Source organism: Oribacterium sp. FC2011 (genome assembly GCF_000701645.1).
GTDB lineage: Bacteria > Bacillota > Clostridia > Lachnospirales > Lachnospiraceae > Oribacterium.
Genome location: NZ_JNJM01000027.1, coordinates 1 through 19,088, shown reverse-complemented (window position 1 = coordinate 19,088; position 19,088 = coordinate 1). Strand labels below are relative to the sequence as shown.

Genomic DNA, 19,088 nt, shown 5'->3' with positions numbered 1-19,088 from the left:
GTTTAATTGGTCCCTGAAATGAGCTTTTTCATTTAACTCATATGATTAGATATAGAATTCATATTACGGGAATTTCAATGATTGCACCCTTTTTTAATGAAAACGCTCCACATATCAATGAGCTAAGAAACATGCATCTATGCTTCAGGTGAATAGTCTTCACTTAGAATCTTGTTGTTATCCGGAATCGTTATCGTAACCTTGGTTCCACCTTCGTCACGAGTAGTGATTTCCATCTTCCCTTCGCACATAAGTTCCAGTCGCTGTCGTATGTTTGTCAGGGTCATATACGGTTTTGAATCCTCTGTCATTTCAAAACCCAGACCATTGTCCTCCACAATAATCACGCTATCAGAGTCCGCATGATATGTCCGGATCTTAACATGAAGCGGACCGGCATACGGATTCATGCCGTGCTTTACGGCATTTTCCACTATGGGCTGCAGAGTCAGTGGCGGTATGCGAAAAAAGGTATGGGACGTATCGTATTCTACCAAGAGACTTTTTGAATGTTGGGCCAGCTCAACAGCGAGATAAGCGCGGGTGTGATCCAGTTCCGAAGTGAACGGGATAGGAGAGTTGCTTTCCAGAGCAGCAAAGTTTTTACGGAGATAGGTGGTGAAATCCATGACTACCTGAGGGGCTCTCTCCGGATCACGCTTGCAGAGGCAATAGATGCTCGTCAAGGTGTTGTAGATAAAGTGGGGCCTCATTTGAAGCATCATGATGCTGGCGCGCTGATTTGCGATCTCCAACTGCTGATTGATGTTCTCTAATTGCTGATTTGCAATCTCACGCTGGTGCCGCATATCCTGCTCAATCTGATCAGACAGGATGATACTGTACATAGACAGGGCGAAGATAGTATAGCAGATGTCAAGGAGCAGGAATACATTAACGAACATCTGCATGAGCATCGCAAATGCCATCGGAAAAAGAGTAAAAAGGAAACTCAGATAGACCTTGCGGGAAAACAGCTTTCGACGCCTGATCGTACCCACGAGATTAATCAGTATGATCCCGTTGACGGGCAACAGCATTAGCGGATACAAGGACCCGCGGTGATCCAGCTTATCCGGTGTGAAATAAATAAACGCATCAGTAAATAGTCCGATTGTAGTCACAATAAAATAGACTATAAACAAGGCAAGCACGGTTTTAACCAGCCTGCTTTCACGCACGTTTTCTTTACAACAGTGTAACAGCAAAACCGTCAGCATGGGCAGCGGCAGCACGATCAAAAGGCTGGTCAGAACACATATGAATCGGATCGCTGTGACCGGAGCGAAATAGTACATGGCTATATAGATGAGGGTGAAACAGGCATTAATGATCAAAAGGATAAAAAAGCTACGAAAGAATCGTCTGTTCCACTGGTCGATTCCCGGCAATATAGCAGTAAACCACAGGCCATGAATACTCAGCAGAATCGTCACACCTATGAGAAAATAGTAGAAAAAATCATACCAGCCGTTCATCTATTCACACCCCCGACACAAAGGGGAAAGCGGAGCTTTTTCAGCTGTTCCCTGACATCCTCCGGGGTAATGGGCTTAAGCATAAAGCCTATAGCCTCAGTTTTCCACGCATCGAGGGCATAGTCCGGGAAAGCGGTTAGAAATAGAATGTTTGTGCGCGGATTAATGTCAAGCAGTGTGTGACAGAGTTCAAGACCACTGGCAGAGCCTAATTCGATATCCAAAACTGCCAGGGCAACACGGTTTGTTTTTGCGTATTCGACTGCTTCCTGAGGCCAGATAAACCCTTTTACAGTAGCATCTGGCATAACCTCCTCCAGAACGGCCACACCGTCGGAGAGTATGAGTTCATTGTCGTCAACCATCATAACGTTAGGGAATTCATCTTCGTCCACCACAAGATTAAGAAGAGAGCTGACATCAACACCGAGACATTCTGCAAGGCGAAGGATCATCGTAGCATCCGGCAGGCGGCTTCCGTTTTCCCAACGGGCTATAGTGGAACGGTAGATATGCAGCTGCTTTCCAAGCTGATTCTGGGAAATCCCTCTTTCCGTTCTTAGTTTTCGCAGTGTTTCTGCAAACAGAGTTTTCACGTCACAATCCCCCAATTTTAATCTGTCTCAATTTTAAAACTGACCATAAGTTAGCGCAAGAATACTTCATAAAACGAGTGTGCCAATCTGGAACCCCCATGTCCATAACAGACCATATTTATATAAAATATTTAACAGAAGTAGATTGTGAAGCGTGTTTCATGGCATAAGGTTTTTCTTTTTTGTGTTACTTTATTATGCATTTTTTTACGGGATAGTTTGTCCTGTTGAAGATGACGTTTTTTGTTTGAGAAAGGGTTCGGAGACCCTAATGATATAAAAAATAAAGGAGAATAAAGCTGTGAAAGATTCAAAAAAGAAAGCAGACAAGATTATTTACGGCAATATCTATACTGTAGACAAGAAACAGCCCAGGGCTGAAGCTGCAGCAATTAAAGATGGCAAGTTCATCTACGTTGGAGATGAAGCAGGCGCAAAGGAATACCTCGGCGAAGGGACAGAAGAACTTAGGTATAAGAGTGGCATGATTCTTCCAGGTATGGGAGAGGGACACGGACATGTAAATCCCGGCGGTACTGAAGCGCTCTACATGGTGAATCTGTTTCCCGTCAGAACCCTTAAAGAGTATCGTGACTTGTTAAAGCAGCACATTGAGGCTCATCCGGAATTTGATGTCGTTTTGGGAACAGGTTTCGTCCCTATACCGGATTTCGAGGCAAACGGCCCTAATGCAGACATGCTCGAAGGCCTGACGGACAAGCCCATTATTATAGCTGACATAGACCATCATTCCTATTGGGTAAACCATGCCGCCATGGATCGACTTGGCATCAACAAGGATACCCCGGATGTCAGTGACGGTATCATCGTTCGAAACGCCGATGGCACTCCCACCGGACATTTCCGTGAAGGTGCCATGGATCTCCTTAAGGCCCTTACCGGCTATTCGGTTGAACAGTACAAGAAGGCTATCCTGTACTTCCAGAATGAATACCTGTCTCATGGTGAGACTCTGGTTTTGGATCCCATAGTCAACTGGGACAACACAGACAACTTCGCAGAAGCTTGTCACCAGCTTGACGTTGAGGGGAAACTGCGTATGCACATCTATGGCGCCCATCAGGTGTTCCAGGCAGAGGGACATGATCCGATCAAGGAGATTGAACATGCTGCTGAAGTCAGGAAGAGAACGAAAGGGCGTATGTTTGACTTGAGCAACATCAAGGTACAGGTGGACGGCACGTTCCCGGGAAATCCGGCTACCGCTTACATGAAGGAACCCTACTCCGATCCCTGGTCCCAGGAGCATCATCACAGAGGTCAACTCCGTTTTGACCCGGAGACCCTGACGGCGGTGTTCAAGAAGTCGCATGAACTCGGAATGTCGGTACATGTCCATGCCATCGGTGACGGCGCACTGGCCTTTGCACTGGATGCTGCAGAGAAGGCATTGGCAGTTACCGGTCCGGCAGACTACAGGGACGCTGCCACACATCTGCAGGTTGTCGATCCGGTGGATATCCCCCGCATGGCGAAGCTTGGCTTTGTGGCTGTTACCGACCCTCATTGGTTCGATATGGATCCTGATTACTTCAGAATGACAGCATCTGCCCTGGGAGAAGAGCGTGCGGAGAATCAGATGCCGATGAAATCCTTCTTCGATGCGGGTGTCGTGGTGACCTCTGCCAGTGATTACCCCGTTATAAATCCGGCCTATCCACTGATCGGCATACAGAAGGGAGTAATGCGTCAGCTGCCCGGACGTCCGGAAACTCTCCTTGGTGCCAATGAACGAGTCACTGTAGAGCAGATGATAGAGGCGACTACTCTGAACGAGGCGTATCAAATGAAGTGCGATGACCGGCTGGGCAGCATTACTGTCGGTAAAGAAGCTGATCTTGTTGTACTTGGAACGGACATTACTGCCTGTGCCCCTGAACATATTCAGGATGCCCCTGTGCTTGCCACAATGGTTGGCGGAGACCTGGTATATGACAATAGCCCAAAATAAAGAGCAAGCAGTTCTTTAATATAAATACAGCAAACATCACACAAGAATGAAAGGAGACCATACATGGGAAATAACTCGGATTTTATTGCGACAGATTCCGGGAATGTCGAATCTATGGGGACATCGAAAGAATCAACAGCTCAGTTCTGCGAAAACCGGCAGATCACGGACGGTAATTATGACAAAACACTGGCAGTAAAATGTGTCAACGGTACTTTCGTCGGCAAGAAGACGAAGAACGTTATCGCCTACAAGGGTATTCCCTTTGTGGGCCGGCAGCCCGTCGGGGAATACCGTTGGAAAGCTCCGGTAGATTATGTTCCGGATGACGGTGTATACGAGGCATATTACAATGGAAAAACTCCCTGCCAGAATCCGGCGATCTCAAAAAAAGCACCTAACCTCAGTGTTTTTGGTGAAGACTGCCTGTATCTGAACGTATGGAAAGCTGAGAACACAAGCGAAGAAAAGAAGCCTGTCATGGTATGGATTCACGTTGGTGCTTTTGAAATAGGCGCAACCGGAGAGCCGTGGTGTGAGGGTACCAATTTCGTTCAGGAGAATCAGGATGTCATTCTCGTTTCCATAGAGTACAGGCTGAACATTTTTGGATTTCTTCATCTGTCCCACCTGCCGGACGGGCAGGATTACCCGGATGCGCAGAATCTTGGGCTGATGGACCAGTTGATGGCGCTTAAGTGGATTCATGAGAACATCGCAGCTTTCGGCGGAGATCCCGACAATGTGACTATTTTCGGCGAATCTGCCGGTGGCGGAAGCGTTACACTGTTGCCGCTGGTGGAAGGTTCACATGCTTATTTTAAACGTGTCATCGCACAGAGCGGTTCTCCCTCTCTGTGCCAGTCAACGGAAGAATCCATAGTCTGTACGAATAAGATTATGGATGCTCTCGGCTGCAAAACAGTGGCAGATCTGCAAAAGATCGATACGGATACGCTCGTGTCTACGGCAGGATCGCTACTTGCTATGCGCACGGCTCCGGAACGTGACGGAAAGTTCCTGCCCCTTAATACCTACGAAGCTTACACCAATGGCGCAGCAAAGGATATAGATATCCTGACCGGCTGCAACAAGGATGAATTCAATTACTTTGTATTGGCATTAGGCGTGGAAGGATTTATTGCTTGGGGCGAACAGCGTAAGGCTGAGAAAATGGCCCAGCTTACAGATGAGCAAAAGACACTTGTTGAAAGTTTCTGTAAGAATATCAAAGGCGAAATATACGAACCCCTTACCCGTATGTTTGACCAAATCTGGTTCAATGCGCCGGTCTTCAGAACAGCGGAAGAGCAGACCCGGGCAGGAGGCAGAGCGTATACTTATTACTTCACGGTTGAATCCGCTGTACCGCTTCTCAAAAGTGCACATGGCGTAGAGGTTTCTACGATATTCAACCATCCTGAGGAGATGGGAGACACGGGAAGAGTTTATGACGAGACCTTCTCCAGGATACTGCGAAGGATCTGGGTTCAGTTCTCTAAAACAGGCAATCCCTCCCTCACGGCGGAGGAGTCTCCCGACGGAAAGGCCAGAGATTTCCCGATTTACGATCCGGAGAACAGGTATGTGATCGTCCTGGACGAGTTTAATATCCATGCGGAAAAGGAAGCCGAGTTGAAGATTGTGGATTGGGATAAGGCTTATTTCCTGACCAACTATTATGTGCTTTAACGGAGTAATGATTTAGAAAGGAGCTTGAATCAATGAGCGAAATCAATGAGAACAGCACTGAAAAAAAAGAACAGCTGATAGCTAAGTATGGCGAGAACAAGCCGATCACTGACGGTAACTATGACAAGACTCTGGCCGTAAAATGCATCAACGGAATCTTTGTAGGAAAGAATGTAGACAATATCATTGAGTACAGGGGTATCCCCTTTGTAAGTAAGCAGCCAGTGGGAGAATACCGCTGGAAAGCACCGGTAGAATATACTGCGGATGACGGAGTATATGAGGCATACCACAACGCAAAGAGCCCACGCCAGCCTAATGCCATGCTTCCCGAGCAGAGCGAGAACTGTCTGTATCTGAATGTCTGGAAGACAGACAACGCCGGCACGGAAAAGAAGCCTGTCATGGTATGGATTCACGGCGGCGCTTTTACTATGGGTGGTGTTGCGGAGCCTTGGTACAATTGCCATAACCTCGCGAAGGAGAACTCGGATGTCGTATTTGTTTCCATTTCTTACAGAGTCGGCTTATTCGGTTTCCTTCACCTGTCACACCTGCCTGACGGCGCGGATTATCCTGATGCACAGAATCTTGGGCTGATGGATCAGATGATGGCACTCAAGTGGATTCATGAGAATATCGCAGCTTTCGGAGGTGATCCCGAAAGCGTGACTCTCTTCGGAGAATCTGCAGGCGGTGCCAGCGTGACCCTGTTGCCACTGGTGAAGGGTTCACATGCGTATTTCAAACGCGTAATAGCTGAAAGCGGCACTCCCGTGTTTACCCGCTCTCCGCAGGAGGCCATAGCATGCACCAATGAGGTGTTTGAAGTTCTGGGCTGCAAGACCGTTGCTGACCTTAAGAATCTTGATGTTGAAAAAATTGTGGAAGCGACCTCTGTACTTGCCCTTCGTATATGGGCAGAGCGTGACGGAAACTTCCTGCCCAAGAACCCCTATGATGAATACGAAAATGGTGCAGTAAAGGATATTGATATCCTTCAGGGATGTAACAAGGACGAAATGGGATTATTCATAAACTCCTATGGAGTGGAGACCTACAATGCCATGTTCGCTATCCGAAAGGCCAGGAAGCTTGATCAGCTTACGGAGGAAGAGAAGGTACTGGTAGAGAGTTATTGTGCGGATGTAAAGGATGCGACCCCCGAATATACCGCTGACAGCCGCCTGTTTGACCAGATTGCATTTATAGCACCACTGTTCAGGCTGTCAGAGCTACAGACCATGGCGGGCGGTAAATCCTACACCTATTTTTTCACTCCGGAATCATCTAACAAGCTGATCCGGTGCGGACATGGTGCAGAGACCCCGTCTGTATTTGGCATTCCGGAGGATACCGGCGTCACGGGAAGGGCATTTGACGAGACCTTCTCAAGGACCCTGCGTCAAATGTGGGTGCAGTTTGCCAAAACCGGCAATCCTTCCCTCAGCGCGGATATCTCCCCGGACGGCAAAGCCCATGAATGGCCAATCTACGATCTGGAAAACAAAAAGGTGATGATTTTCGATGAATTTGACATCCATCCGGAGAAGGAGTCTGAGAGAAAGATCCTTGACTGGGATAGAACCTATTTCCTGACAAAGTATTATTGTATTTAAGTATCCTGACATATTTTGATGGAATGAAAATGAACTGGTAACGCTTTTGGGGTAGTCTGACTCGGACTGCCCCTCTTTTATTATGTGGTTGATCAGTGATAAAATCATTCTATACGATTAGGAGTGGATTATGAAAAAATTATTTACAATCGATGATTTCATGGTTGCATTCATTGCTGCGCTTGGATATGGCTTTGGCGAAAACATCGCATACCTTCTGGGCTGGCCGGTTCCCGCATGTATAGCTGCATGTCTTGTTGCCGGAATTGTGCTTGAAGAGATCATAAGCCTGATCGTCTTCAGTAAGGCTGTCCAGAAAAAGCCTATAAACAGGTTCATTACTCTTGTCGCAGTCTTTCTTATTGTTGTCCTAAGCCAGTGTATCTCTGTCAAGTGGATGGGTGTTTCAATGCTTTCTTACATAATGGAGGAGTCTGTATTTGTCATCGGGCTTCCCATTATCAGCTTTGTGGTTAATTTGATCATCCGCGCATATCATATCCGGAAGATCAGAAAGATTTACGGGGATGGAGATGAAGGCTATGTATTCGATGTGAAAAAAGAGGACATCGAAGAAACTAACATGCAGAACCAGCTCATCTCCGGTGAATATGATGAAGACTGCGCAGTAAAGACGAGAACAGGAATCTATGTAGGAGAAAAGCAAAAGAAAGCTATTCAATATCTGGGGATTCCTTATGCAAAGCCACCGGTTAGTGAACTCAGATGGAAGGCTCCCGAACCGCTTCCTTCATCGGATAATGTATTTGAGGCTGTGAATTTCGGAGCTTCGGCCATACAAGTCGAGCACAGTGGCGTAATTTTAAAACATCACAGGCAGAGCGAAGACTGTCTTTATTTAAATATCTTTACCGGGGCTAAAAAGACAGAGGTTAAAAAACCAGTTCTAGTGCTGTTCCACCACGGCGATTATACTTATGGAGGATCTGCAGATCCACTGCTTTACGGTAACGATTTTGTCAATGCTCATCCAAATGTTGTGTTTGTCAGCTTTAATTACCGCCTTGGCATATTCGGGTTTATTGATTTTTCAACCGTTCCGGGCGGAGAAGCTTACCCTGATACATTAAATCTTGGTCTGCTTGACCAGATTGCAGCCCTTAAATGGATCAAAGAAAACATATCCCAATTCGGTGGTGATCCAGATAAGATATCGGTGCTTGGATTTGAGTCCGGTGCTACATCAATCTGTATGCTTACAGCTGATAAGCGGACCAAAGGGCTGTTTAATAAAGCTTTCGTATTTTTTGGAAGTCCTGAAATGGTATATGATACGCCGGATGGATCACGGATCCTGGCAGAGAATCTGTTAAAAGAAACCGGTACGTCGACGTTGGATGAGCTGGTCCGGCTTGATACGGAAACACTAAAGGATGCGGCGCAAAAGCTTTGGAAGGACTTTTGCGGTCCGGTCTGCGACGGAACAGTGTTTCCCGCTGATTTATACCAAGCCTATCGGGAAGGATGTGCTTCAGACATAGATTTTATCATCGGCATTCCAAGTAATGAAACTTCTGTTTTACGCTCATTTGTCGGTAAAAAGAATTATGAAGCTCTCATAGCCGACGCGATGTCCGATATCAAAAACGGTATTAACGGTCCGATCGTTGATGCAGTACAGGAATATATAAGGACACAGGCGGATGCTTCAGCTAAACTTGATGCAAAGTCAGAGCTTGTGGAAGATTGGCTTGCTCTCAGTATTTACCGGGTTGCAGCAAGTCTTTCAGAGGGCGGAAACAGAGTGTATCTTTTGTACTGGGATGAAAAACCGGTAATCGAAAAGTTGGGATCAGGCACGGTTGATGCGGTGGCAACACTTTTGGGAAACAGTGAAGCTTTGCATATATATGGTAATGTGATAAACAAGGATCTGTCTTTGATACTTCAGACATTTTTACTTAAATTTATAAACGGAGAGTCCATGAAGCTGTATACTAACGAGATTGCAGGTGTTGATGCGCTTAAATGGAAGGCATTTCCCAGGGATCTTACCGTATCGAAAGGGAAGATCCTGTGTGATTAAGCCTAGCACTAATGTTCCGTAATAATGAAAAAAAGACTACAGATAATGAAAGGAGCAGAAAATGGAATGGGAAGCAAGCTTGATTAAATGGCTGCAGACAAGCTTAAGCAGTGCAGCGGACTTTGCGAAGTGTTTTGATTTTTTTGGAGCTGAGACAGGATTGCTGTTACTTATATTGATCGTGATGTTCTGTTGGAAAAAGGAAGCCGGACAGAAGCTGGCACTTATTGTATCCTGCGTGAATCTGTGGCTTCCTATGATTAAGTCGGTCGTCTTAAGACCTAGGCCTTATATGGAGTATCCTGACAGTGTGAAACCGTTGGCATTGTCAGATAAGGGTGCGGCAGCCATGGACGTGGCGGCGCAGGGATATTCTTTCCCCAGCATGCATAGCGCATCTGTACCGGCAGTGTACTTTTGGCTGGCAAATGAGGCTAAAAAGAACTGGCTTTGGATCGCAGCCGGAGTCTTGACTATACTGGTAGGTGTTTCAAGGGTTGTGGCAGGCATGCACTATCCGACAGATGTGCTTGTAGGATGGGTACTGGGTTTTGCGGTGATTGGAGTGTTTATGCTGCTTGATCGTTACGTACATAAGGAGTGGCTATATTATATGATACTTCTGATACCAGCGCTTCCGGGATTATTCTATGTGCGCACTACCGATTACTTTACTGCTCTTGGATGCCTGATTGGTGCCACCGCGGCATTCCCTTTTGAACGTAAATATGTAAATTTTGAGAATACACGTAAGATCCCTGCGATGCTCCTGCGCGTGTTCGGTGCCATATTAATATATGTTGTGGTAAATTCGCTTTTAAAACTTCCTTTTAACAAGCAATTTCTTGCAGGCACAAGCCTTGCTGCCTTTTTGATCAGAACCGCAAGGTATGCGGTCATCATGTTCCTGATCTTTGGCGTATACCCGATGGTGTTTCCCCGATTTGAGCATATCAGGAAAACAAAGGAATCTACTTGATTAAAGGGTTAGGAATATTGGGGTATAAGACATGAAAAAAACACAGAGGTCTTCAAGATGAATGTATATGATTTTGACGGAACGATTTTCTATTCAGACTGTTCTATAGGTTTTGCAATCTGGTGCATGATGAGGCATCCTAAGTTGTGGTTTACTTTTTTACCCGGTATGATCAAAAGTCTGATTATGCACAAAATGGGAAAACTGCCTAATTATCTGCTACAACGGAAGATGTTCAGCTATCTGACCATGATAGATGATTTTGATATACAGATAGAGCGTTACTGGGATAAATATGAGAACAGGATATCCGTATGGTATCTGGCGCAGAAAAGATCGGACGATCTCATTATCAGCGCATCTCCGGACTGTATCATAGGTCCGATCGCGAGAAGGCTCGGTGTAAACTTCATAGCTACGGAATATGACAGGGAATACGGTGTTTTTCTTAACAATCTGATGTATGCAAAGGAAAAGGCGAAATATATTTTTGATCACGGTTTTCCGATAATAGAGAATTTCTACTCCGATTCACTTGCTGATACACCCCTTGCCCTGTGCGCAGAAAAAGCTCATCTTGTAATCAACAGAGCCACTACCGTGACAGACTGGCCTGACCTTGATGAAGAAACCATGAAAACTGTAAAGGCAAAGATTGACACGGGATGGAGCATTCATCTGAAAGAGGAAGATTAAGTGTACGTAATTATTTATGACTTCGGAACCAGTAGCGTAAAAACCTGCCTGTTTAATATCGATTCAGAAATACACCTTGTAGCGAATTCTACTGCCGGATATGGGCTTTACATTTCTGACGATGGAGGTGCACAGCAGGATACTGAGGAATGGTGGGAAGCACTGTGTTCGACCACCCGGGAACTGTTTAGGAAGTCGGAGGTAAAACCTGAAGAGATAAACGGAATTGCATTCTGCTCCCAAATGCAGGGAACCGTTTTGATTGATAAGAATGGGAATGCCTTAAGAAGTCCGATGAATTATCTGGATCAGAAGGGTGTCAAAGAGTATCAGGCATGTATGGGCAGGGGTATCATCAAAGTTTCAGGCTGCAGCCTGTATAAGCTTGTACGGAATCTGATCGTTAATTATGCCGCCTCAACAAGCGCCAAAGATCCGGTCTGGAAATACAAGTGGGTGGAAAACAACGAGCCAGAGATTTTTGAGAAAGTATATAAATGGTTGGACATTGGCGACTATCTCGTGGCACGCTGCACGGACAGGATCATAAGGACTGCAGATTCCGCCTTCGCGACGTTTCTTTATGATACCCGAGTGGGAAAAGAAGGTTGGAATAAGGGTCTTTTGAAAATGTACGGGGTAAACCCCGACCACATGCCGGATATCATTCAATGTTCTGACATGGTAGGTGGATTGACGGAAAAAGCGGCAGAAGATCTCGGACTTGTGAAAGGAATCCCGGTATTTGGAGGCGGCGGAGACACGACCTTTGTGAATATAGGAGCCGGCTGTACCAGACCTGGGGATACTCATATATATGTCGGGACATCGGGATGGGTATCAACGTTTCTGAATCATCAGACGGTTGATATTGATGCTATGATCACCGGTGTTCTGTCCGCAAAATGTGGGTATTTCAACTATTACGCAGAACTTGAAACAGCAGGGAAGTGTTTTGAGTGGGTCATGGATCACCTGGCTCTCGATGAGATAGGTGTGTATCTCGAGAAAACAAAAATAACAGATGTTGAGAGCAAATATATAAGCCTTTATGATTATCTGTCAGAAGAGGTAAGTAAAGTTCCGCCCGGAGCCAACGGTGTGATATTTACTCCCTGGCTCCACGGCAACCGCTGTCCATTTGAGGATTCCCGTGCCGGTGGGATATTCTTCAACATCAGAACAAATAATGGGAAAAGAGATATGATTCGTGCGGTTCTTGAGGGTATCTGTTATCACTTGCGTTGGCTGTTGGAATGCGAGATGAAGAAGGTAAAAACATCTGACACGATCAGGTTTGTAGGAGGCGGAGCGTTATCGCCCGTTACCTGCCAGATGCTTGCGGATATTACCGGGCACACTATCGAGACAGTCGAAAACCCTCAGGAGGTTGGAGGAGTAGGAACCGCACTCGTTGTTGCGGCAGGTATTAAAGGAGAAGATGTATTGGAGCTTTCGCGCCGGCTTGTAAAGGTTGACCGCACCTATATTCCTGACACTGTAAATAAGGAAGTATATGAGCGGAATTACAGGGTATTTAAAAGACTCTATAAAACGAATGCCCGAAGCTTTAAGATATTAAATGCCTGAGTATATGCAATTCAGTATGTCTGACGCTATCAGTGTTTCTACTGCTTATATTGACATTTTTTATACCTAAAGGATCATGAGATCACGGATTCATTTATCAGAACATTTTACAATTACAGGTTAAATATATTCGGCTTTTTACACTTTTTGGTTTATTTGTTCGGCTTTTTACAAAAGCAGGTTTAATAAAAATTCGGCTTTTTACAGTTTCTGCTTTAATATCTTCGGCATTTAACAGATTCTGGTTTATTTATTCGGCATTTTACAGAAACTGGTTTAAAAAATAAAGCTGGAAAACTGTAAAAAGCCGAAAAAACAGACATTTTACACTTCTGCTTTATTCTTTTTACAGGTTTTGGTTAAACCGACACACACTTACACGACATATGTCGCATAATGAACAATATGTTTATTAATCATTTCGTTAAACAGCAGTTTTGCGAAATAATGTATATTGTATACTGTGTACATAGGCCTAAATTGAAGAAGTTAACGAGACTTTCTACCTCTTTTTTATCCAAAAAGGTCTCGTTAACCTCTTCAATTGTCGTAATGTAGAGTCGGTTTAACCAAAAGTCTGTAAAAAGCTGAATTTGTTGACGGATTACTTTAGAGAAATTAAAACATAAAAATAAAGCCCCAAAACAACATTGTTTCAGAGCTCGTATAATATGATACATTATTAGTCGATATTGTTTCTTAGTATCTCGAGAAATTCCGCAACTGTAACTATCTCAATACCGTCATATTCCTTTACTGTCAAAAGATCCTTATCTCCACTGATAACATAATAGCATTTTGAATCAACAGCACACTCAATGAATTTATTGTCATCGGGATCCCTACAAACATCAATTCTAGTTGAAACGTTTATAACGCGGCATTTTGCTTCAATATCAATGAGAGGAACTTTTGGCTTCTTTCCCGGAAACTTTTCTTTTAGATATTCTACAGTCTCAGTGTATTCTTCAAGAATTTCAGCTGATGCATACGCATCTATCTGATTTTTCATAACCCTGTCTATTACTTCCTTTGGTTTACCGCCAAAGAATATTGCTGACGCTACAACATTTGTATCTATAACAACACGCATCAGGCCTTTCTCCTTTTCCTGACTGCTTTAATGGCATCATCTATATCATCTTCTGTCATACCTACACTCTTCGCCCACTTCTGAGATTCTTTCATAAGAGCATCAAATTCGCTGATATCAGGTGTCACGATGGGCTTTAGTAATATATTGTCTCCATCAGTCACAACTATGAGCTTACTACCGGTATCCAAAGAAAGTGCGTCCCTGATTGTTTTGGGTAAAACAACCTGTCCTTTAGAGGAAACTGATGTTACTTCAGTTATCATACTCATTTTATATCCTCCTTGTAGTAAGAATTTCTTACTTAAATAATAGCATTATTTGCTATATACGTCAAATCTTGAAAATCCAAGCTATATATCCCTCCTATTTGACTGCGGTGCAGCTGGGAAATATAAAGAATCCCACGGTTTTACCGTGGGAGTATGTCATGCTTTTTCAAATATTGTATAAGGCGCTGTATACTCGTTTCCTGCATGCCATTCCGGGAAAAATACCGTATACATCCAATCATCTAAGTTGCTTTCGTTTCCTCCCGGCATTAGCTCTATGGATCTTACCTGACCTCTTCCGTATTTTGGTCTTGATGGCATTGTAACCCAATCTCCAATTTTAAATACCCATGCCGGATTAGAACCATTGCCTGTTCCGCCAGTTGCTTTAGCCATCAAATCATCATTAAGCTCTATATTCTTATTATCTGACATTTTAGTTTCCTCCTATGCTTTTTTATTTCTTAGAATCTTCTCTTGATTCTTCGTCCCGTTTCTTAATGATTCGACTCTATCATGTCCATATTTCCTTTACAATATTTCCTGTTTATTCGGTCGATTTTCATGTCTATTCGGTTAGGAAACTATCTAGATGTAAAATAAAACCTGTCGTTGGGGGCTTATTACTTATTGCCTCTACATGATCGATTTTTACAGATATTTACATATATTTGTATATATTCTCATTAAGCTTCCTCATCTTCAGGTATGGCTTTATATTCTCCTCTCTCCTGCACTCTGATATATTTATGTGCCACGATATTTTAAAGTTGAGTGTTTGAACGGTTGTTTTAGGGGATTTACGGAGTATTTGATAAATAGTATCCTCGGTTACCATATACAGCTACGTTTTTTCGAAATAATCTATTCAGGTTCCGATAAATAACAAGTTAGATAGACCCTGCCTTTTCAAAAATCGTAAATCGACTCAACTATTTTTTTATACAAAAAAATATCCAGGTCACACCTTATAGATATGACCTGGATATACTAATCATCAGCTATTCTCAAACTATAGAGCTTAAAAAGACTTTAAATAATACACTTACACATATCAAAAGAAGGATGCACCCCGCACATCCTCCACCACCTCTTTTGGGTGAACTATGGTCATCGAACATTCCCAGCATAAACATATCAAAAAACTCATCATCGTCATTACTGCTCATAATCCGGGCTCCTTTCAATAGAGTTTACTTTAACCCTTCACCACTATACGGGTTATAAACTTCTAAATATTCCTTAGGTACATTCTTAGACAACCATACACCATTTTCTGACAGGAAAAACTCATACCCATCTTCTGCCATTCTTCCTGCATACACTTTGAATACTACAGGTTTTCCATGTCGGCTTCCTACTTTGACCGCCGTATCATAGTCTTTTGACAAATGGACGTATAATCTTGATTTAGGGATAAGTCCCTTCCCAAGTATGGACTCAACATACTTTTCGCCCGTACCGTGCAAAAGGATTTCAGGAGGAATGGTCTTTTTTAGTTCCACATCCACGTTAATAGAATGCCCCTGATTAGCCCTGATAAGCGTCTTATCCTCGTTAAACGAATATCTTTGCTTTTCATCTTCTGCTATTATGTTTTCAAGCATTTCCATGTCGAACTTATGTGTTTTACCTATCCCGTCAATTAGTTCCCGGACGTTTGCCCATCCATGTTCATCAAGCTTTATACCGATGACCTCCGGTTTATGCCTAAGTATAAGGCTTATAAACTTGCTTAATGCTTTTTCTTTCTTATCCATTATTATCACCCTTGCAGTGGTAATTATTTCAGGCTCTTGTACATGGAAATCACTTCCTGATATCCGCTTATCCTTGAATTGAAGCCTCTGGGATTACGTCCGAACTCCACAAACCCCATATCCTTGTACATTTCAATTGCCCTTATATTGTCTAAAACAACATTTAATTCAATCTGGACAAATCCGGCATTTTTTGCGCATTCGATGCAGGCCTCAGAAATAGCTTTTCCGATGCCAAGTCCCCAGTATTCCTTAAGTACACATACCCCAAAATCAGTACGATGTCTTAGCTTATGTATTGTACCTATAGCTTTAATTCCTCCGGTCCCCACTATTTTGCCATCCACAACAGCAACAATCTCTATATCATTAGGACTCTTCGTCGTATCTGAAAGAAACTTAGCTTCTTTTTCAGGATCAAAACAATTTTCATCGGGATATGCGAGCATAAAATCAGTTTCGGCATGAGTCCTATTGTAAACGTCACAGACTTCTTTGCCGTCCTGCTCATCACCGTTTCTGAGTAATGCTTCTTGTCCATTTTTAAGAATTATCTTCTTGCTATAAATCATCCGATACTCTTTCCTTTTCCTGCTCATTTCAGGAAAAACATTATTTTTTCCTGCTTTTTATGAACGCAGCACCTACAATAAATAAACCGAGTATTACTACAACCAATAAGGGTTGATCTGATATTCCAAAAAACATACAATCTCCCTTCTACATTAAAAGACAGGTAATCAATGTGATAATAGCAAGCCCACCCTGCTTAAGTATTATTTTAGGATTACTGGTCAAACTGCCATTTCCTAGCCCTCAGGCGCTGATGAAGGCTCTTTATCTTGCTACATTTGAAGTTACCAAGAAGTGGACCATGCCAATCAGAAACTGGGGGAGAGTTCGCGGTGAGCTTTAATTATGTATCCTGGCAGACTTTCAGATTAACGATTTAAGGGGCTGTCGCTTTAGATGATTATCATCTAAGCGATAGCTCCCTTTTTATGTCACAATCCAAGCCTGTTTTGACGTTCATTTTTAATCAGGTTAGATATGAAGCGTACTTTAAATAAGCCAACTGTATGGTTGGCCTGCTTCAAGGGGTTTTGATTTTAAATTTCTAAATTTATGATGCCTTTTTCAGTTCGAACAGGTGTGTTCCGGTTCGTTCAGACATGATCTTGTGATGAAGTTTGTTGATATCAAACGCCATTGCTAAAAGAGTGCTCTGCGCAAGAACGTTTTCGTTCCCTCTGTAAAGGTAACGTCTAAAGTTCATGTCTTCTTTCACGTTTGCGAAAGAACCTTCAGCCTGTATGCTTCTATTCATTCTGAGCTGTGTACCAAACTCGCTGGTTATTCTTTCAAGACACTCAATCCGTTTTTCTTCCATCTTTCTTGACACAGAAAGACGCTTGTTCCTGTCCTCAAAAGGAGTTTTGCAGTTATTACCTTTTATGCATTCTTTTTTGAACGGGCAGCCATTGCAGCTTCCACACTCATAGGTTGTTACCTCTCGCTTGTATCCGCTCGCTGTTTTTTCGTTCCTTTTATTCACAGCTAAGAGTTTTTTTCCGTTTCTGCACGTATAACTATCGGTCTCCGGATCATAGTCCATATTTTCGCGTCTGCTTATGTCATTTCTGAACTTTCTGGTTTTTGATAATTCATAATTCTGCGGTTTTATATAGCCTGTCTGCCCGTTGGACTCTATGAAAACATAATTCTCTTCGCTTTCATATCCGGCATCTGCAACGATGTTTTTATACTTGAACGGCAGGTATTCTTCCATGTCTTTCAGAAAAGGTATAAGAGTAAGAGTATCTGTTGGATTGGAAAAGATTTCAAGCCAGGTTACATACTCTGCATCAACACCATGCTGAAGGTTATACCCGGGCTTTAATTGACCGTTAAGCATTGCATCTTCTTTCATTCTCATAAAAGTAGCATCAGTATCTGTTTTGGAATAGCTGTTTCGGTTGCCGCATTTATAAAGCTTGTTAACGTATTCTTTCAGCTTATCAATGTATTCCTCAAGTGTTTCGATTGAGCGCTGAAGAACAGTCTTTCTCTTGCCGATACCATGTACAAACTCGATATTTTCATCTTCTTTGATCTTGTACAGTTTCTTTCTTAAGCGCTTCAAGGTGTGAAGAGATATCTGGTCTTCATATACAACTTTAATGCCATAGAATTCTTCGCATTCTGCGCAGAACAGGCAGATTTTCTCGGTAAGCTTATTCATGTTTTTTGACACAGACTTCTTCCAGACAAAAGTATATTTGTTGGCAACAGACTCAATCTTTGTTCCATCAATAAATATGTTTTCACCTGAAATTTCGCCGATCTCAAGCAGGATAGTTCCAACCTGTGCCATTATAGGCTTTGAACACCGCGATAGATGTAGAGAAATAAACCTTGCTATAGTGGAATGATCAGGTGCAGGTGCACCATCGAGAAGATACATGAAATTGATATCCCTTTTGCAGGATGATTCAATGTCACGACTGGAATAGATTCTGTTCATGGCTGCATAGGTTGCAATCTTAAGCATCTGACGCGGTGAAGCCTGATTTTTTCTGATCCTGTCATAGGTAGCATAGAGATCAGAAAGATTCATTCCCTCCACAAATGCACTTAAAAGGCGCACCGGATCGTCTGATGGAATAGAAATTTCTATGTCGAGCGGAAGTTTAATTTGATGATAGAAGGAAGAAACGGTATAATCTCCCTGTAATAATTTGTTTAGTGGCATAAACATATTTTACAGCAAAAGCCAGGCTTTTCGAAGCCTGGCTTTTGTGTTGTCAGCATTATTAAAGAACTACTTTTTTGTGTGAGCTGGGGCGGGGCCGTAACCTGTCGGTAGCCAAAAAAGTCGATTGGGGTGGGCGAACACAAAAAAGGGGTGCCGCACCAATTTTAGTGCGACAGCCCCTACTCGTGCAAATTTGAATTTTCATAAATAGAATTCCCCACTGTTTCCCCTGCTAAAAATTCTTTTTCTCCTTCTCTAATCATAAAAGCCCACGCACATCTTGTAAATACAACAAAAGACAGTGGCCCTGTATTCAGGCCACTGTCTCTGAAGCTTGATATTTACTTATTTTTCATAATCCGGTTTCCAGCCGGCAAACTGTACAAGCTGCGCATCGGTTCTATGATAATATCTCTCGTTCTTATGAAGCTCTATACTCCATCAGGGTTGTATTCTGCCATTCTCCAAATCTGTCCTTCGCGATTCTTTCTCTATATCCTATTTCTCTAAAACCACACTTCTTATGTAATGCTATGCTA

Annotated in this window: 16 protein-coding genes and 1 pseudogene; 8 read left to right on the top strand and 9 right to left on the bottom strand. The window is 43.2% G+C overall.

The features are described from left to right. Nucleotides 1-137: 137 nt before the first annotated feature. Both T357_RS0116105 and T357_RS20565 read right to left on the bottom strand, forming a co-directional pair. A complete protein-coding gene (locus tag T357_RS0116105; protein ID WP_031554837.1) occupies nucleotides 138-1,478 on the bottom strand; it encodes a sensor histidine kinase in 1,341 nt (446 codons plus the stop codon). Then, complete coding sequence (locus T357_RS20565) at nucleotides 1,475-2,074, bottom strand: response regulator (protein WP_049962512.1); 600 nt, start codon at nucleotides 2,072-2,074, stop codon at nucleotides 1,475-1,477. Before T357_RS20565 ends, T357_RS0116105 begins: the two co-directional genes overlap by 4 nt. Nucleotides 2,075-2,375: 301 nt before the next feature. Here T357_RS20565 and T357_RS0116095 point away from each other — a divergent pair, with 301 nt between their 5' ends. The 7 genes from T357_RS0116095 to T357_RS0116065 all read left to right on the top strand — a co-directional run bounded on the left by T357_RS0116095 (nucleotide 2,376) and on the right by T357_RS0116065 (nucleotide 12,669). Further along, on the top strand, nucleotides 2,376-4,046 hold the full coding sequence (locus T357_RS0116095) for an amidohydrolase (RefSeq protein WP_049962511.1): 1,671 nt from the start codon (nucleotides 2,376-2,378) through the stop codon (nucleotides 4,044-4,046). A 63-nt stretch (nucleotides 4,047-4,109) separates the two neighbouring features. Next, nucleotides 4,110-5,738: a carboxylesterase/lipase family protein gene (locus T357_RS0116090; RefSeq protein ID WP_031554831.1), complete on the top strand. Its 1,629-nt coding sequence runs from the start codon at nucleotides 4,110-4,112 to the stop codon at nucleotides 5,736-5,738. Nucleotides 5,739-5,770: 32 nt separating this feature from the next. Continuing rightward, the gene (locus T357_RS20560; protein WP_049962510.1) at nucleotides 5,771-7,357 is read left to right on the top strand and encodes a carboxylesterase/lipase family protein; all 1,587 of its coding nucleotides are present in this window, start codon (nucleotides 5,771-5,773) and stop codon (nucleotides 7,355-7,357) included. Nucleotides 7,358-7,487: 130 nt separating this feature from the next. After that, complete coding sequence (locus T357_RS20555; protein WP_049962508.1) at nucleotides 7,488-9,404, top strand: carboxylesterase family protein; 1,917 nt, start codon at nucleotides 7,488-7,490, stop codon at nucleotides 9,402-9,404. Nucleotides 9,405-9,465: 61 nt separating this feature from the next. Next, on the top strand, nucleotides 9,466-10,383 hold the full coding sequence (locus tag T357_RS0116075) for a phosphatase PAP2 family protein (protein WP_031554825.1): 918 nt from the start codon (nucleotides 9,466-9,468) through the stop codon (nucleotides 10,381-10,383). A gap of 57 nt (nucleotides 10,384-10,440) precedes the next feature. Continuing rightward, the gene (locus tag T357_RS0116070) at nucleotides 10,441-11,079 is read left to right on the top strand and encodes a haloacid dehalogenase-like hydrolase (protein WP_031554823.1); all 639 of its coding nucleotides are present in this window, start codon (nucleotides 10,441-10,443) and stop codon (nucleotides 11,077-11,079) included. Beyond that, complete coding sequence (locus T357_RS0116065) at nucleotides 11,080-12,669, top strand: xylulokinase (protein WP_031554821.1); 1,590 nt, start codon at nucleotides 11,080-11,082, stop codon at nucleotides 12,667-12,669. It begins immediately after the preceding gene. A 682-nt stretch (nucleotides 12,670-13,351) separates the two neighbouring features. On the opposite strand, the gene T357_RS0116060 is transcribed toward T357_RS0116065, so the two are convergent. From T357_RS0116060 to T357_RS0116035, 6 genes are all read right to left on the bottom strand, one after another. Further along, entirely contained in the window at nucleotides 13,352-13,762 is a 411-nt protein-coding gene (locus tag T357_RS0116060; protein ID WP_031554819.1) for a putative toxin-antitoxin system toxin component, PIN family, read from the bottom strand. Next, nucleotides 13,762-14,034, bottom strand: coding sequence for an AbrB/MazE/SpoVT family DNA-binding domain-containing protein (locus T357_RS0116055; RefSeq protein ID WP_049895930.1), 273 nt, complete (start codon nucleotides 14,032-14,034; stop codon nucleotides 13,762-13,764). Before T357_RS0116055 ends, T357_RS0116060 begins: the two co-directional genes overlap by 1 nt. Nucleotides 14,035-14,190: 156 nt before the next feature. After that, nucleotides 14,191-14,469: a hypothetical protein gene (locus tag T357_RS0116050; RefSeq protein WP_031554815.1), complete on the bottom strand. Its 279-nt coding sequence runs from the start codon at nucleotides 14,467-14,469 to the stop codon at nucleotides 14,191-14,193. Nucleotides 14,470-15,041: 572 nt separating this feature from the next. Beyond that, nucleotides 15,042-15,203 carry a hypothetical protein gene (locus T357_RS21295; protein WP_155991504.1) on the bottom strand — a complete coding sequence of 54 codons (162 nt, stop codon included), beginning with the start codon at nucleotides 15,201-15,203 and terminating at the stop codon, nucleotides 15,042-15,044. A 24-nt stretch (nucleotides 15,204-15,227) separates the two neighbouring features. Next, nucleotides 15,228-15,794 carry an RNA 2'-phosphotransferase gene (locus tag T357_RS0116040; RefSeq protein WP_031554813.1) on the bottom strand — a complete coding sequence of 189 codons (567 nt, stop codon included), beginning with the start codon at nucleotides 15,792-15,794 and terminating at the stop codon, nucleotides 15,228-15,230. Nucleotides 15,795-15,817: 23 nt separating this feature from the next. Further along, nucleotides 15,818-16,366 carry a GNAT family N-acetyltransferase gene (locus T357_RS0116035; protein WP_031554811.1) on the bottom strand — a complete coding sequence of 183 codons (549 nt, stop codon included), beginning with the start codon at nucleotides 16,364-16,366 and terminating at the stop codon, nucleotides 15,818-15,820. A 233-nt stretch (nucleotides 16,367-16,599) separates the two neighbouring features. Here T357_RS0116035 and T357_RS22240 point away from each other — a divergent pair. Continuing rightward, nucleotides 16,600-16,739: pseudogene (locus tag T357_RS22240) on the top strand (IS256 family transposase); the annotation flags it as partial. A gap of 178 nt (nucleotides 16,740-16,917) precedes the next feature. Here the strand turns inward: T357_RS22240 and T357_RS0116025 are convergent. Then, on the bottom strand, nucleotides 16,918-18,546 hold the full coding sequence (locus T357_RS0116025; RefSeq protein WP_031554809.1) for an IS1182 family transposase: 1,629 nt from the start codon (nucleotides 18,544-18,546) through the stop codon (nucleotides 16,918-16,920). Nucleotides 18,547-19,088 lie beyond the last annotated feature (542 nt).